The following is a 15,169-nucleotide window of genomic DNA, read 5'->3' as shown; positions in this document are numbered from 1 at the left end:
GTATCGTTAACAAAGGAGAAGTCCATGTCGGTCATTAAAATGGCAGATTTAGATTTAAACGGCAAACGCGTGTTAATTCGTGAAGATTTAAATGTGCCTGTAAAAGAAGGTAAAGTGACCTCTGATGCACGTATTCGTGCAGCATTACCTACTATTAAATTAGCGTTAGAAAAAGGCGCAAAAGTAATGGTGATGTCACACCTTGGCCGCCCTACGGAAGGGGAATATGATGAAGCGTTTTCACTCGCCCCTGTCGTTAATTATTTAAATGATGCGCTGGAGCAAACGGTTCGTCTTGAGAAAGATTACCTTGATGGCGTTGACGTGGCAGATAATGAAGTGGTTGTTTTTGAAAACGTACGTTTTAACGTAGGTGAAAAGAAAAATGATGAAGCATTATCTAAAAAGCTAGCTGCATTATGTGATGTTTACGTGATGGATGCATTTGGTACGGCTCACCGTGCACAAGCATCAACGCACGGTGTTGGTTTATTTGCCGATGTAGCGTGTGCAGGCCCACTTTTAGCCGCAGAGCTAGACGCTTTGGGTAAAGCGCTTGATAACCCTGCGCGTCCTTTAGTGGCTATCGTTGGTGGCTCTAAAGTGTCGACTAAGTTAACCGTACTTGATTCACTATCAACAGTGGTTGATCAACTTGTTACGGGTGGAGGTATTGCAAATACTTTCATCGCAGCAGCTGGTCACCCTGTAGGCAAGTCTTTATTTGAAGCTGACTTAATTGACGAAGCAAATAAATTAAGTGCCGCTGCAAAAGCAAATAATGGTGAAATTCCAGTGCCAACTGATGTTGTTGTTGGTAATGAGTTCTCAGAATCGGCTGTTGCGACATTGAAAGATGTGAATGAAGTAACCGATGAAGATATGATTTTCGATATTGGTCCAGATACAGCGAAACAGCTTGCAGATATTATTGCAAAAGCAGGCACGGTTGTGTGGAATGGTCCAGTTGGCGTATTTGAATTTGACCAATTTGGTAATGGCACGCGTGCGATTGCTGAAGCTATCGCAAATTCAAGCGCATTCTCAATTGCGGGCGGCGGTGATACGCTTGCTGCGATTGATAAATACGGCATTGCCGATAAAGTGTCTTACATTTCAACAGGTGGTGGTGCTTTCCTTGAATTTTTAGAAGGGAAAAAATTACCAGCAGTTGCTATGCTAGAAGAGCGTGCTAAGTAATTAGTACGAACACCAGCGTGGTTATTTAATTACGCTGGTTTGGCTGTTTATAAAATACCTCTCACCCTTATTTTATAGACAGTTTTTGCGGTAAGCGATGGCTTCTCGTGATGCAGTGATGCATCAAAAAATAATTTATCCGTTCAAACTAGATGGTAGGAAACTACTGTCGATACAATTTGGAGAATACCAAATGGCTTTAATCAGTATGCGACAACTTCTTGATCATGCAGCTGAACATGGTTATGGCGTACCAGCGTTTAACGTTAATAACCAAGAGCAAATGCGTGCAATTATGGAAGCAGCTGACAAAACTAACAGCCCAGTGATCGTACAAGGCTCAGCTGGCGCACGTGCATATGCTGGTGCCCCTTTTATTCGTCATATGATTTTAGCAGCTGTTGAAGAATGGCCACATATCCCTGTCGTTATGCACCAAGACCACGGTACGTCACCTGGTGTGTGTCAACGTTCTATTCAATTAGGCTTTTCATCAGTCATGATGGATGGTTCATTGATGTCTGATGGTAAAACACCTTCAAGCTATGAGTACAACGTAGAAGTTACTCGTCAAACAGTTGAAATGGCGCACGCGTGTGGCGTATCAGTTGAAGGCGAGCTAGGTGTACTCGGTTCTCTTGAAACTGGTGAAGCGGGTGAAGAAGATGGCGTAGGCGCAGAAGGCAAGCTTACAACAGATCAAATGCTAACAGATCCTGAAGAAGCGGCTGACTTCGTTCGTAAAACTCACGTTGATGCACTGGCAATTGCGTGTGGTACATCACATGGTGCATACAAGTTCACACGTCCACCAACAGACGATATTTTAGCGATTGATCGCATCAAAGAAATTCACGCGCGTATTCCTAACACGCACTTAGTTATGCATGGTTCGTCTTCAGTGCCGCAAGAATGGTTAGAAGTAATTAACCAATACGGTGGTGAGATCCCTGAAACTTATGGTGTGCCAGTTGAGCAGATCATCGAAGGTATCAAGTATGGCGTGCGTAAAGTGAATATCGATACCGATTTACGTTTAGCATCAACAGGTGCCATTCGTCGTCATCTTGCACTAAACCCTGCGAATTTCGATCCGCGTAAATATTTAGCTGAAGCAACGAAAGCGATGACAGAAATTTGTGTTGCTCGCTATGAAGCATTTGGCACAGCAGGTCAAGCAGGTAAGATCAAACCTATCTCATTAGATGATATGCACCTGAAATACTTATCAGGTGAACTTGATCCTAAAATCAAGTAATTGATACTAATATAAAAAACCGGCTTTATTGCCGGTTTTTTATTGCCTCGATCTTAACGGATCAGTGTTTTACTTACTGTTTATTTTAAGATCATTGTTTTACTAACCATAAATAGCACGGATCATTATTTTACTAGTTTTAGGATGATCATTGCCTATTTTTGTTTAACTTTTAAACAAGCGGGTAACGTGTTGAGCATTAAATCAAAGAGTTAGTAGACTAACTTAGTAAGATCATGATCCGAAATAGATCGGCTTGGTAAAAATCTGATCCTGACTCGCCGAAGTTAGTAGATCAGTGATCTGAAATGTTTATCTTAAATATACTGTTTAGAACTTGACCAATATGGCTTTATGTTCGATTTTTAAGTTATTGCTTACATTAAGGATCGCTACCATGAAAAAAACCGCCATTATGTTTTCGAGCTTTGCAATGTGCCTACTTTCTTTTAATAGTGTTGCTGAAGCCGTTGATATATATGGTCGGGCGCATTTAGGGGTTGCCAATAGTGACACCAATGAAGGAAGTAAAACATCAGTTGAAAGCTACAGCTCGCGGATTGGAATTAAAGGCAGCGGTGAAATAAATGAGGGTCTGAAAGCGGTTTATAAGTTTGAGTTTGCTGTAAATGCAGCAGATCAAGATAGCGATGGTAAAACCGAAGAAAATATCTCTGCGCGTAATCAGTATGTCGGTTTACAAGGCAGTTATGGTCAAATTGTTTTAGGCCGTCATGATACTGCCCTTAAAATATCACAAGGCAAGATTGACCAAATGAATGACTTTAATGGGGACGTTAAAGCGTTGTTTAATGGTGAAAATCGTTTAGGTGATGTCGTACATTACAGCTCACCAATTGTCGGAAACTTACAATTTGTTGTGACGTATATTGCTGAAGACAATTCAAAGCAAGATGATGAAACAGGCATCTCTGCTGCCTTTATATACGGTGATAGCAAACTTAAAAACACGCCTTATTTTGTAAGTGTTGCACATGACAGTCAGGTTGCGGGTTACGACATCACGCGGTTTACTGCACAAAGCAAAATAGGTGATCTTGTGATTGGGGGCATGTATCAACAAAGTGAAAAAGTATCAGGCTCAGATACTGAAGATGGTTTTTTGCTTAGTGCCTCTTATAAAATTGATAAGTATAAGCTACTTGCTCAATATCAAGACTCAGAAGGAGACTTTGGTAAATTAAAAGACTCTGGCACCGGAACATCGGTCGGCGTTGAGAGAAGCCTTTCGAAACAAGCACGTATGTATATGTGGTATACGCAGTTTTCTCTCGATAATAAAGCTGATGAAGATCACCTTGCTGTAACATTAAGGTATGACTTTTAAGGTGTAAAAAAGCATATTTAAGCGGAAAACCATTCATTTTTACTGAGTTTTTTTGGTGCTTTTTGAATTACTCGTTAGACTTTCATAAAAATGTCATACTTAGTCATAATAATGAAACCAGTTCGCTAACGAAAGAGATAAATTGGAATGTCACGTAAAGTACTAGTCGTCGATGACGAAGCGCCTATCAGAGAGATGCTGGTTTTTGTTTTAGAGCAAAATGGTTTTCAAGCAATTGAAGCCGAAGATTATGATTCTGCAATTGAGGCAATGGTTGAGCCATACCCGGATATGGTTTTATTAGACTGGATGCTACCCGGTGGAAGCGGAATTCAGATTGCGAAGAAATTTAAGCAAAGCGAATATACACGTCAAATCCCTATTATTATGCTAACAGCCCGCGGTGAAGAAGAAGATAAAGTACGCGGTCTTGAAGTGGGTGCTGATGATTATGTTACTAAACCATTTTCGCCAAAAGAATTAATGGCCCGTATTAAAGCGGTTATCCGCCGTGTATCGCCGACTTCACTCGAAGAGGCTATTGAAGTACATGGTTTGCGCCTTGACCCTATTTCACATCGTGTCACCTCTGAGGGAAGCGAATTAGATATGGGACCTACTGAATTTAGACTACTGCATTTTTTCATGACTCACCCTGAACGTGTTTACAGCCGTGAACAATTACTTGATCATGTATGGGGAACAAACGTTTACGTTGAAGACCGTACTGTTGATGTACATATTCGTCGTTTACGTAAAGCGATAGCACCCCTTGGACATGACAGGCTCGTACAAACTGTGCGTGGTGCAGGTTATCGTTTTTCAAGTAAATTATAAGTGCGTTGGCTGACTATATTCAGCTAATTTACATTCTTAAGGTAAAGTGAGTGTATGTATCGAGTAGTCAATAAACAGGCGTTAGCAAAACGCCTGTTTATGTATTTCTTACCTTTGTTATTAGTTGGCGTGCTTGTAGGTGCGCCATTTTTGCTTTTATTTTTAGGCTCCTTTGCACTACTGATTTGGCATTATCATCAACTCTATCGCCTTAGTGATTGGCTCCTTAATCAGCGTAGCTTCAACCCACCTGAAGGTGAGGGAGCTTGGGAGCAAGTTTTTGAAGGGATCTACCATTTACAGCATCGTAATCGTAAAAAGCGTAATGAACTGGCTGATTTAATTCGCCGTTTTCGTGATGGTGCAGAGGCGGTACCTGATGCGGTTGTGGTGTTGCAAAAAGATCTGAGTATTATTTGGTGTAATCAACTCGCGCTTAAAGTATTGGGCTTACAATGGCCAACGGATCATGGACAGCGACTCGATAACCTTATTCGTGATCCTAAATTTGCTAAGTATATGCACCAAGCCAGTTTTGATGAGCCACTGGAGCTTGATGGTGGTCACAGTTATGAACAAATACTCGAGTTTAGGGTCATGCCCTATGCAAGCTCGCAGTTAATGATGGTTGTTCGTGATGTCACGCGACTAAAGCAATTAGAGCAAATGCGTAAAGACTTTGTGGCCAATGTATCACACGAATTGAGAACACCACTTACGGTCGTGACTGGTTATTTAGAAATGCTTGATGGCGATAACATGCCACCGCCAAGTATGTGGAATAAAGCGCAAACAACGATGCTCGAACAATGCAAACGCATGGACAGTCTAGTAAACCAACTCTTGTCATTGTCTCGCATTGAAGGCGCTCGCCGTCAAGACAACGACAAGCCTGTGAATGTGCCAAAGTTACTCACCTATATTCACACAGAAGCACAATCGCTGAATCAAGATAAAGGCCATGAGCTTATTTTTAATGTCGATAGCCATTTAGATATTAAAGGTGCTGAGGATGAGTTACGCAGTGCATTTTCTAATTTGGTATTTAACGCCATTCATTACACTAAGCCTGGCGGTAAAATTGTGGTCGATTGGCAGCTTAAAAATAATCAGGCTGCGTTTAGTGTCACTGATAACGGTGATGGTATTGCCAGCGAACATATTAATCGCCTAACAGAGCGTTTTTATCGAGTAGATAAAGCACGTAGTCGCACAACGGGTGGCTCTGGCTTAGGTTTAGCGATAACAAAACATGTACTTACACGTCACGATAGTCATTTGAATATTAAGAGTAAAGTTGGAGAAGGATCGACATTTTCGTTTGCCTTTGGCAGCGATAAAGTCGTTCGCTTACCAGACTCTTTAGAAATTAATGCAAAGTCATAAAACTGTCATTTTAGGGTAATCTAACTGTCATCTAGTGTCTTTAGAGTAGACTGCAGTTAGGAAATGGGACGAACAAATCGGAGTAACCCCTATGAAATTTAAAAATCTCGTTGCCGCAATGGGTGTGGCTGTAACAACATTTGTATCAGCTCAAGCAGCTGCAGTTGATAAAGATATGCCTGAGTACCAAAAAACAAGTGGTATTTCTGGTAACTTTTCATCTGTGGGCTCTGACACACTTGCCAATATGATGACCTTTTGGGCGGAAGAATATAAACGCTTTTACCCAAATGTAAACATCCAAATCCAAGCAGCGGGTTCTTCAACTGCGCCTCCAGCACTGACAGAGGGGACTGCAAACTTCGGCCCTATGAGCCGACGTATGAAGTCTAAAGAAATTGAAGCTTTCGAGAAACGTTATGGTTACAAGCCTACAGAAGTTCGCGTTGCAATTGATGCGCTAGCGGTTTTTGTACATAAAGATAATCCAATCGAAGGTTTACGTATTGACCAAGTGGATGCTATTTTCTCTTCAACTCGCAAGTGTGGTGCTGATGCTCAAGTAAATCGTTGGAGTGATGTAGGCTTAACGGGTGATTGGGCTGCAAAAGATATCCAACTTTATGGTCGTAACTCAGTATCAGGCACCTACGGTTACTTCAAGAAAAAAGCATTGTGTAAAGGTGACTTCCGTAACAATGTAAATGAGCAACCAGGTTCTGCATCGGTTGTTCAGTCAATCTCTTCGTCAGTGAATGCGATTGGTTACTCAGGTATCGGTTATAAGACATCGGGTGTACGTACTGTGCCACTTGCTAAGAAAGGTGATAACTTTGTTGATGCGACATTAGAAAACGTTGCAACGGGCAAATACCCACTTTCTCGTTTCTTATACGTATACGTTAACAAACACCCTAATAAGCCACTTGCACCTATTGATGCAGAGTTCTTAAAAATGGTGTTATCAGTAGATGGTCAAAAAATTGTTGAGAAAGATGGTTATGTGCCACTTTCAGGCAAGATGGCAATGGCTGAACTTAAAAAGCTAGATCTTCTGTAACAATCAATACAGACAGTCATAAAAGAACCGCTCAATGAGCGGTTCTTTTCGTTTTAGCTTTTAGCAAAGAGTTTTGCTTTTATGCGTTGCTGAGCAAGGCGAACTTGTTTGCGCTTTTTGCCAGGCTTAGCTTTAAAGCTTTGGATTGGCATCACCGTTGGGGTCTCGGTTGGTAATGCGGGAATGTTAAAATTAGCGTGCTCGTCTTTAGGAAGACCAATCTCTTGCTGATGCACACGAAGTGCTGCCAGAGTGTCATCGTTTTGCACTTCGCTTGGGCATAAGAATAAGCCCAATTTACGCATTTTTATGCCTAATCCTATACTACTTGAGTAACGTACAATCGGGGCTGCTAAAATCAGTCCAACTAAAATAGGTGATAACCACCAAAAGAAAGTCGGGGTATAGTAATAAGCTACACCACCCCAAATAATAGCGGTGATGGTTGAAAATAGAGTATACCCAATCGCTTCTTGCCACGGCACCATGCGTCCTTCACGAGGCTGCGCATCCCAGCTAACTTTCTTACCAAGAAATACACACACTACAAAGTAGCTATGAAACACCATCATGAGTGGCGCGATTACAATAGCAAATACGCTCTCAATGAGTGAGCCTGCGATCAATTTTACACTGCCACCAAAGGCTTTATTGCGATGCACTAAAGTCACTATCAATCCCATAAGTTTTGGTAAAAGTAGTAATACCGCAGTGATAAATAGCAGTGAATCAATTAAATCAGTTTTAGCAATTTGCCAAGTAGGAAATAGCTGGTACGCATGGTTAAAATATACATCACTATTCAGTGCACGCGTAACTGCATCCAAGGTACTTAATGCCAGCATAGATAACCAAATAAGTGATGAGATATACGCTGTGGCACCAAATAAAAAGTGCATTTTACTCATCAGTTTCAAACCTGATTTTGGCAATAAACCGAGATGCTGAATATTACCTTGCACCCATCGTCTGTCGCGAATTGCGTAGTCTAGAATGTTGCTCGGTACTTCTTCATAGCTGCCTTCAATATCGCTGAGTAATAATACATCCCAACCAGAACGGTGTAGCAGTGATGCTTCAACAAAATCGTGACTTAAAATCTCTCCACCAAAAGGGGCATTGCCTTTTAATACAGGAAGACCGCAACATTGCGTGAAGGCTTCAACACGAATAATTGCGTTGTGTCCCCAGTAATTTGCTTGATTGGTTTGCCAAAATGCAGAACCTGTCGCCAGCATAGGGCTGTATAAGATTGAGGCGAATTGTAAAAATCGACCAAAAAAAGTATCTTGGCGAACCGGAATCGGAATCGTTTGAATAAGGCCTGATTTTGGATTACTGATCATGCTTGTGGTTAGCTCAAGCATACATTTTCCTGTCATGATGCTGTCAGCATCAAGTACAATCATGTGCTCGTATTGACTTCCCCAGCGTTCACAAAAATCAGTGAGGTTACCCACTTTACGGTGTTTATTATCTTCACGACGACGATAAAAAGTATGCTGAGCTAAGTCACCTAAACGTGCCGTTAATGCATTCCATGCTTTTAGTTCATTGCGCGCAATCTCTGGATCTTGTGTATCACTAAGTAAATAGAAATCGAAGTTCGGCATTTGGCCCGTTTTAGCGAGCGATCGAAGACTCACTTCAAAACCAGCGATCACACGCTCGGTATCTTCGTTATAAATTGGCATCACGACAGCTGTTTTAGTCTGGCTTAGTGCATGTTCGTTAATTTCAATGGGCTTTTGACGTTTAAGCGTCAGTGGGTCAATACGCAGCAGTTGTAAAATAAAGCCCATACAGCCACTACAAAAGGCTGTTACGATCCACGCGAAGGTCACTGAAAATAAAAACAGCAATGCGTACTCAAGCGGTGTCATGCCGTTAGAATTTAAAATATCGAACATGATCCACACACCATATGCAGTAATCGCTAGCGCAAGGCATGAAAATAGCCAAACGCGAGTTTTCTTAAATGGCATTGCGGTTGGTGTTAATGTTTTGCTATTGGACGTCATTTGGATACCAGACATAGCTCCATACCTCGCTGATTTCTTTGTTACGTAGTTTTAACGATAAGCGCATATCGACAGGCTTATCTCCCTCTGGCGCCACTTTAAACGCGACGCGCCATCCTTGATTATTCGGTAACTGCTGAACTGTTTTATCGCTAATCTCACCTGATGACAGTGTTAAATCGGCCTTCATAGCAAAATTTGCAGACAGTTGATTGATGTTTTCACCACTGAAGTCAACAGTAAATTGACGGTGACTTTTTGGTGGTGGATTCTTTTCGCCAGGCAGGGCTGCACTGCCTATGCGTGTTCTTAAAACACTCGCTTTATCTTGAGATGCAAGGGTTGCATTAAAAGTTGATAGCTTATAGCTGAAACTTAAGCTATCGCCTGCTTTCATCGCTTGCTCAGGCACCCAGTAGCTAACAATGTTGTCGTTAGTTTCTGTGTCTGTGGGAATCTCTACCAGCTCAACGCGGCCTTTCCCCCACGAACCCATTGGCTCAATCCACATGCTCGGGCGGTTATGGTAATGTGCCTCTGTGTCTAAGTAATTGTTAAAATCACGGTCACGTTGTGCGAGGCCAAATCCCTTCGGATTATCATAACTAAATGATGTAACACTTAATTTTTTAGGGTTGTTAAGTGCTCGCCATACCCATTGACCCTCTGCTGATTGCATTAATAGGCCGTCTGAGTCATGTACTTCTGGACGGTAGTCATCAAAAAACTTGGTGCTGTTTTCACCGTGATAAAACATACTTGTTAGTGGTGCTATACCCAGTTTGTTAATATCTTTGCGGGCAAAAATTTGCATCTGAGTTTTTACTTCAGTGTTTGTCGAAGGTGTTAACTCAAAACGATATGCTCCAGCAACAGATGGGCTATCAAGCAGTGCATAAAGCACGATAGTGGTGTCTTCAGGCGCTGGTTTTACTAACCAAAATTCTTTAAACACGGGAAATTCTTCGCCCGAGCTAAGAGCAGTATCAACCGCAAGTCCGCGGGCTGAAAGGCCATAGACTTGGTGTGGGCCCACTAAACGAAAATAAGAGGCACCTTGGAATACCGCAACTTCATCTTTGTATTCGCTATTATTGAGCGGAAAATGCAGGCGAAAACCAGCATGACCCAACTGAGTATTCTTAATTGCAGTGCTTATTTCTGCTTCCAACGGAGCCGCGGTTGCATCGTAACGATAATAATCAGTTTTAAAAGGCAAGCTTTTAACTTCGGCATTTTGCTCTAGGGTATTAATTGCCACCGGTGATTTATATAAAAAGCCGGGATGAAATAACTGCACTTCATATAAGCTTTGATCTTTCCAGATTGCTTGATCTGGGCGAAAGCGAATAGCACGGTAATCTTGATAACCAATGCTGGTTAATGCTTCAAGTTCTAAATCTTTTGGTGCGACATAAGGCTCAGAGGCTAACTTTTTAGCGCGAGCAGTGATTACATCAAATAGTTTCTCTTGTGGAATTGTGATCATCGCAGGCTTTTGCTCAACAACGGTGTGCTGTGTTTCAGTTTCTTGTGGCTGAGTTTGGTTTTCAGTTGCGTAAGTATGGCCTGCACTCATGGCTAATAATACGCCCAAGAAGGTCTTCTTTTTAACAGCGCTGAAGAGCTTAGTTCGGGTTTCTGGTTTCATTAATTTTTCCTTTAGCCGTAAATCACGTTTATTCATTCATACCTCTCAGCAAAAAGTGAACCTAAAAAAACACTAATAATCTCAATGACGTTGAGTTGGTACAGCTAAATGCGAAGAGTAAATTTTGAAATTAGTGAGAAACAATTACACGGTAGCAGTTGTTAATTCGTCACCAATATGGAGAAGTTTAATGAACGAAAGCTTGCCCTAATATGAATAGTTTAAAGGATGAACAAAAATATGAACAAAATTAGCAGAGGCTTAATTGAAAAAGTGAAATTGTAATCGAGAAGGAAGGTGCAGGCACTGAACTGACACATACCAATTCGCAATAACACTCAAAATAGAATGTTTAATTAAGTAAATTGATATAATTCAGTGCCTCAGAAAGGCAAATTTATTTAACTTCGCCTAACTTTTCTGCATTCGCTTTACATTGATTGTAAGCTTCGATGCACTTGTTACTACAGACTTTATGAACTAAGCCATCTGCGGTGCTTTGCTGTTCGCAGCTGGCTTCGCATTGATAGTTTTGTTGGGCACATTGTTGCATTTCTGGGTTATCAATCTTGCTTGAGCAAGCTGCTAACAAGGTGAATGCAAACAATGATGCTGCAAGAGCTGGTAATTTTTTCATGCTTATCCCTAGTATATGGCTATTCTTTTAAATCCATCTTACCCAGATTGTTGAAACTTAATCCAGCGTAACTTGCAAATTATCAATTAAACGAACCGATCCTAAGAAGGCTGCGGCTAAAATAACCAGTTGTTTATCCGCTGCTGATGCAGCTTTTAGCGTTGATCGCTCGGCAATCGAGTAATAATCAGGTTTTAGGCCTGCGGCTTCAAGCGTTGTTTTGGCTTTAGCTTCTAATTCAGCGAAATCCGTTTGGCCTTGTTCTAGCTGCTCAGCCGTCTCGTTAAGGGTTGCAAATAATACTTTTGCGGTGTCTTTTTGCTCATCAGACAAATAGCCATTACGTGAGCTCATAGCAAGGCCTGATATTTCACGGCACGTAGGTACACCGACAATCTCGACAGGGATAGAGAGATCGCGTGTCATGGTTTTAATCACTTGCAGTTGCTGAAAATCTTTTTCACCAAAACAGGCAAAGTCAGGTTGCACAAGATTGAATAACTTAGTCACAACGGTGGCGACACCTTTAAAATGGCCGGGACGTGAACCACCGCAATAACCCATCGACACGCCAGGTACATCAACAAAGCTTTGTTCACCAAGGCCATTTGGATAGATGGTTTCAACTGACGGCGTAAACACGATGTCAGTTTCAAGTTCTGCTAGGCCTTGTTTATCTTCGTTGAGCGTGCGCGGGTAGTTGTCGAGATCCTCATTGGCGCCAAATTGCATAGGATTAACAAAAATACTGACGACGACTTTATCGGCTAACGTTTTTGCTTTTTCAACTAATGAAAAATGCCCTTGGTGCAAGTTGCCCATGGTTGGGACGAGTGCAATGCTAAGTCCAGCTTGACGCCAAGCTTTGATTTGACTACGTAACGATTTTATTTCAGTGATTGATTGCATTATTTAAACTCATGTTCGGTACTTGGGAAAGCACCACTTTTTACATCTTCACAATACTTTTGCACGGCTGCTGGCATATTCCCTGTTTCAAGTAAAAAGTTTTTTGAAAACTTAGGGATATAACCAGCTGAAATGCCGACGAGGTCGTGCATAACTAAAATTTGTCCGTCGGTTTGATTGCCAGCACCAATTCCGATTGTCGGGATAGTTAATTCATCGGTAATACGCTTAGCCAATTCACTAGGAATACACTCTAATACCAATAATTGTGCACCTGCAGCTTCAAGCGCTTTAGCATCGCTAAGCATTTTATCAGCTTGTGATTGTTCGCGGCCTTGAATTTTAAAGCCGCCAAATACGTGCACAGACTGAGGTGTTAAACCTAAATGACCACACACAGGTATACCTTGTTGCGTCATTGCGCGGATGCTGTCGTGTAACCACTCGCCACCTTCAAGTTTGATCATGTTGGCGCCAGCACGCATTAACTCGGCTGCATTTTTACACGCATCGGCAGGGTTTGAGTAGGTCATAAAAGGTAAGTCAGCGATGATGAATAGCTCGCGGCTACCGGCGCGGACACACCGTGTATGGTAAGCAATCTCGCTGTTCGTTACTGCTAATGTGTCATCACCACCTTGTAAAACCATGCCCAGTGAGTCACCGACTAAAATCACTTCGACGCCATTATCATGAAACAATTTTGCAAAGCTGGCATCGTAAGCTGTAAGCGCGGTAATTTTTTGTTTTTCGTGTTTCATTTTATTAAGAGTTGAAACGGTGATTTTAGACATAATTTCCTCTAAGGCTTCGCCTAGGTTGATTACTGCTGAGGGAGTTTTTGTAAATCGTTTAAAGGCAACGTTTTTGTTATATCAGCAAGTGATTGGTTATTCGGTAAAACAAGAGAAGGGGCTATCTCTAATAAAGGATAAACAACAAACTCTCTCTCAACGAGGCCATAATGAGGCACGGTGAGGCGAGGCGTGTCGATCACTTGGTCACCAAATAATAGAATATCAATATCAAGGGTGCGAGGTCCCCAACGTTCTTCTTTACGTACACGGCCATGATCACGTTCTACTGCTTGGGTTAAATCGAGTAGTTGCTCTGGTTGCAGAGCCGTTTTAATACACGCAACCGCATTGACATAGTCGGGTTGATCTTGTGGCCCCATTGGCTTACTTGCGTAATCATGCGATACGCAAACCAGCTCAATTTCTGGTAGCCCTTGTAATGCTGTAATAGCATTACGAATTTGTGTACGTGGCGCATTTAAATTTGCGCCTAACCCTAAATACACTATGTTCATGTTTATTCTGCTTTTTTCTTACGAGGTCGACGGCGGCGTTTAGGGCCACCTTGATGGCCAAGTGCCTTAACCATCTCTTTTTGGCCATTTATATCTTGGCTTAAATACGCCGTCCACCACGTAGCAAGTTCCTGATGTTGCTGCTCACCAGCTTGAACACGTAATAGTAAAAAGTCGTAAGCAGCTTTAAAACGAGGCTGTTGCGTTAACCGGTATGCGCGTTGGCCACCGCGTTTATCAAGGCGTTGTTGAATATGCCAGATATCTCTAGCGCCTAAAGTGAACCGTTTAGGTACGGCAACATGTTGTGCGCTTTCACTGAGTACTTTATTCATCGCTTGTGCAAATGCATCAAACTCAGAAAGTTGGTCACGTTGCTGTAATTTTTTAGCGATGTCTAATAACGGGAACCACAATAGTGCAGCGAATATAAACGCAGGGGTTACTTTTTTCTCTGCATTGATACGTTTATCTGTGTTTTTAAACATTTGCAGAATAAATGCGTGCTCGAGTCTATCTGGGTTAGCATTCAAAATTTTATCAAGGGCAGGGAATAGGGCTTTGAAAAGGCCATACTGACGCAACATGATATAGTTTTCTTCTGCTTTACCATTTAAAAACAGCTTGAGTGACTCTTCAAATAGACGTGCAGGAGGAATGTGGTCTAATAAGCTTGCAAGCTCTTTCATTGGCTTTTCTGTCGAAGGCGCAATGGTCATGCCTAACTTTGTTGCAAAACGGACTGCACGCAGCATACGTACAGGGTCTTCACGGTAGCGGGTTTCTGGATCGCCAATTAATTCAACCTGTTTGGCTTTTATTGCACTAATACCGTTGGCGTAGTCATAGATGCAAAAATCATTAATTGAATAATACAGCGCATTAATTGAGAAATCCCGACGCTCGGCGTCTTCTTCAATACTACCGTACACATTATCACGCAGCAGTTGCCCATGTTCGCTTGATTGGCTAACGTGGTTTTTTTCTTCGTCGGCTTCATGATGGCCGCGCATCGTAGCAACTTCAATTATTTCACGGCCAAACACAATGTGCGCTAAACGAAAGCGACGACCAATTAGGCGACAGTTACGAAATAGTTTTTTGATTTGTTCTGGCGTCGCATTTGTAACTACGTCAAAGTCTTTAGGTTGTTGGCCTAACAATATATCTCGAATACAACCACCGACTAAGTAAGCATCGTAGCCACCTTCTTTGAGGCGGTATAATACTTTGATTGCATTTGGGCTAAATTGTTTGCGTGAAATACCATGTTCACTGCGCTCGATCACCAAAGGTAACTCGCTCGTTTGTGCGGCATTTGTTGAAGTCGAGGCATTTGGGCCGATAATTTGCCGACAAAATTGAAAAAGCTTGGAAATAATAATCTGTCTCCTACGACGCGGACTTTGCGACTCATCAAGTATAGCGTGTGTTTTTTCACTTCGTCGATATGAGATTGAGTCAGTAAATGTGTGTTTTATATGACGCTACAGTATGGTGTTAATGATTCGCACACTTTGGGTCGCTATCATATACCAGCGTGGCTCAAA

Annotated in this window: 13 protein-coding genes; 6 read left to right on the top strand and 7 right to left on the bottom strand. The window is 41.9% G+C overall.

Annotated features, from left to right (window positions below; genetic code table 11):
- Window positions 1–24: 24 nt before the first annotated feature.
- The 6 genes from ACSSVW_RS05280 (at window position 25) to ACSSVW_RS05255 (ending at window position 7,089) form a co-directional block, all read left to right on the top strand.
- Entirely contained in the window at window positions 25–1,200 is a 1,176-nt protein-coding gene (locus tag ACSSVW_RS05280; protein WP_036970748.1) for a phosphoglycerate kinase, read from the top strand.
- Between the two features lie 193 nt (window positions 1,201–1,393).
- Window positions 1,394–2,458 carry a class II fructose-bisphosphate aldolase gene (gene fba / locus ACSSVW_RS05275; protein ID WP_036970746.1) on the top strand — a complete coding sequence of 355 codons (1,065 nt, stop codon included), beginning with the start codon at window positions 1,394–1,396 and terminating at the stop codon, window positions 2,456–2,458.
- Window positions 2,459–2,855: 397 nt separating this feature from the next.
- On the top strand, window positions 2,856–3,806 hold the full coding sequence (locus tag ACSSVW_RS05270; RefSeq protein WP_075593156.1) for a porin: 951 nt from the start codon (window positions 2,856–2,858) through the stop codon (window positions 3,804–3,806).
- A 147-nt stretch (window positions 3,807–3,953) separates the two neighbouring features.
- Window positions 3,954–4,643: a phosphate regulon transcriptional regulator PhoB gene (phoB, locus tag ACSSVW_RS05265; RefSeq protein ID WP_036970740.1), complete on the top strand. Its 690-nt coding sequence runs from the start codon at window positions 3,954–3,956 to the stop codon at window positions 4,641–4,643.
- Window positions 4,644–4,697: 54 nt separating this feature from the next.
- Window positions 4,698–6,029: a phosphate regulon sensor histidine kinase PhoR gene (gene phoR, locus ACSSVW_RS05260; protein WP_182396142.1), complete on the top strand. Its 1,332-nt coding sequence runs from the start codon at window positions 4,698–4,700 to the stop codon at window positions 6,027–6,029.
- A 91-nt stretch (window positions 6,030–6,120) separates the two neighbouring features.
- A complete protein-coding gene (locus tag ACSSVW_RS05255) occupies window positions 6,121–7,089 on the top strand; it encodes a PstS family phosphate ABC transporter substrate-binding protein (protein WP_065978046.1) in 969 nt (322 codons plus the stop codon).
- Between the two features lie 53 nt (window positions 7,090–7,142).
- Here the strand turns inward: ACSSVW_RS05255 and mdoH are convergent, their stop codons facing one another.
- The 7 genes from mdoH to pcnB form a co-directional block, all read right to left on the bottom strand.
- On the bottom strand, window positions 7,143–9,125 hold the full coding sequence (gene mdoH / locus ACSSVW_RS05250; protein ID WP_036970731.1) for a glucans biosynthesis glucosyltransferase MdoH: 1,983 nt from the start codon (window positions 9,123–9,125) through the stop codon (window positions 7,143–7,145).
- Window positions 9,097–10,761 carry a glucan biosynthesis protein gene (locus tag ACSSVW_RS05245; protein WP_454178985.1) on the bottom strand — a complete coding sequence of 555 codons (1,665 nt, stop codon included), beginning with the start codon at window positions 10,759–10,761 and terminating at the stop codon, window positions 9,097–9,099. The genes mdoH and ACSSVW_RS05245 overlap by 29 nt, the downstream gene beginning before the upstream one ends.
- Before the next feature lie 397 nt (window positions 10,762–11,158).
- A complete protein-coding gene (locus ACSSVW_RS05240; protein WP_065978048.1) occupies window positions 11,159–11,398 on the bottom strand; it encodes a hypothetical protein in 240 nt (79 codons plus the stop codon).
- Between the two features lie 57 nt (window positions 11,399–11,455).
- Window positions 11,456–12,307, bottom strand: coding sequence for a pantoate--beta-alanine ligase (gene panC / locus ACSSVW_RS05235; protein WP_454178984.1), 852 nt, complete (start codon window positions 12,305–12,307; stop codon window positions 11,456–11,458).
- Window positions 12,307–13,101, bottom strand: coding sequence for a 3-methyl-2-oxobutanoate hydroxymethyltransferase (panB, locus tag ACSSVW_RS05230; RefSeq protein WP_036970718.1), 795 nt, complete (start codon window positions 13,099–13,101; stop codon window positions 12,307–12,309). The genes panC and panB overlap by 1 nt, the downstream gene beginning before the upstream one ends.
- Before the next feature lie 29 nt (window positions 13,102–13,130).
- Window positions 13,131–13,619, bottom strand: coding sequence for a 2-amino-4-hydroxy-6-hydroxymethyldihydropteridine diphosphokinase (gene folK / locus ACSSVW_RS05225; protein ID WP_118844031.1), 489 nt, complete (start codon window positions 13,617–13,619; stop codon window positions 13,131–13,133).
- A gap of 2 nt (window positions 13,620–13,621) precedes the next feature.
- Entirely contained in the window at window positions 13,622–14,908 is a 1,287-nt protein-coding gene (gene pcnB / locus ACSSVW_RS05220; protein ID WP_454178983.1) for a polynucleotide adenylyltransferase PcnB, read from the bottom strand.
- Between the last annotated feature and the right edge of the window lie 261 nt (window positions 14,909–15,169).

The organism is Pseudoalteromonas sp. MBR-15 (assembly GCF_053628915.1).
This window is presented reverse-complemented; position numbering and strand designations above follow the sequence as displayed.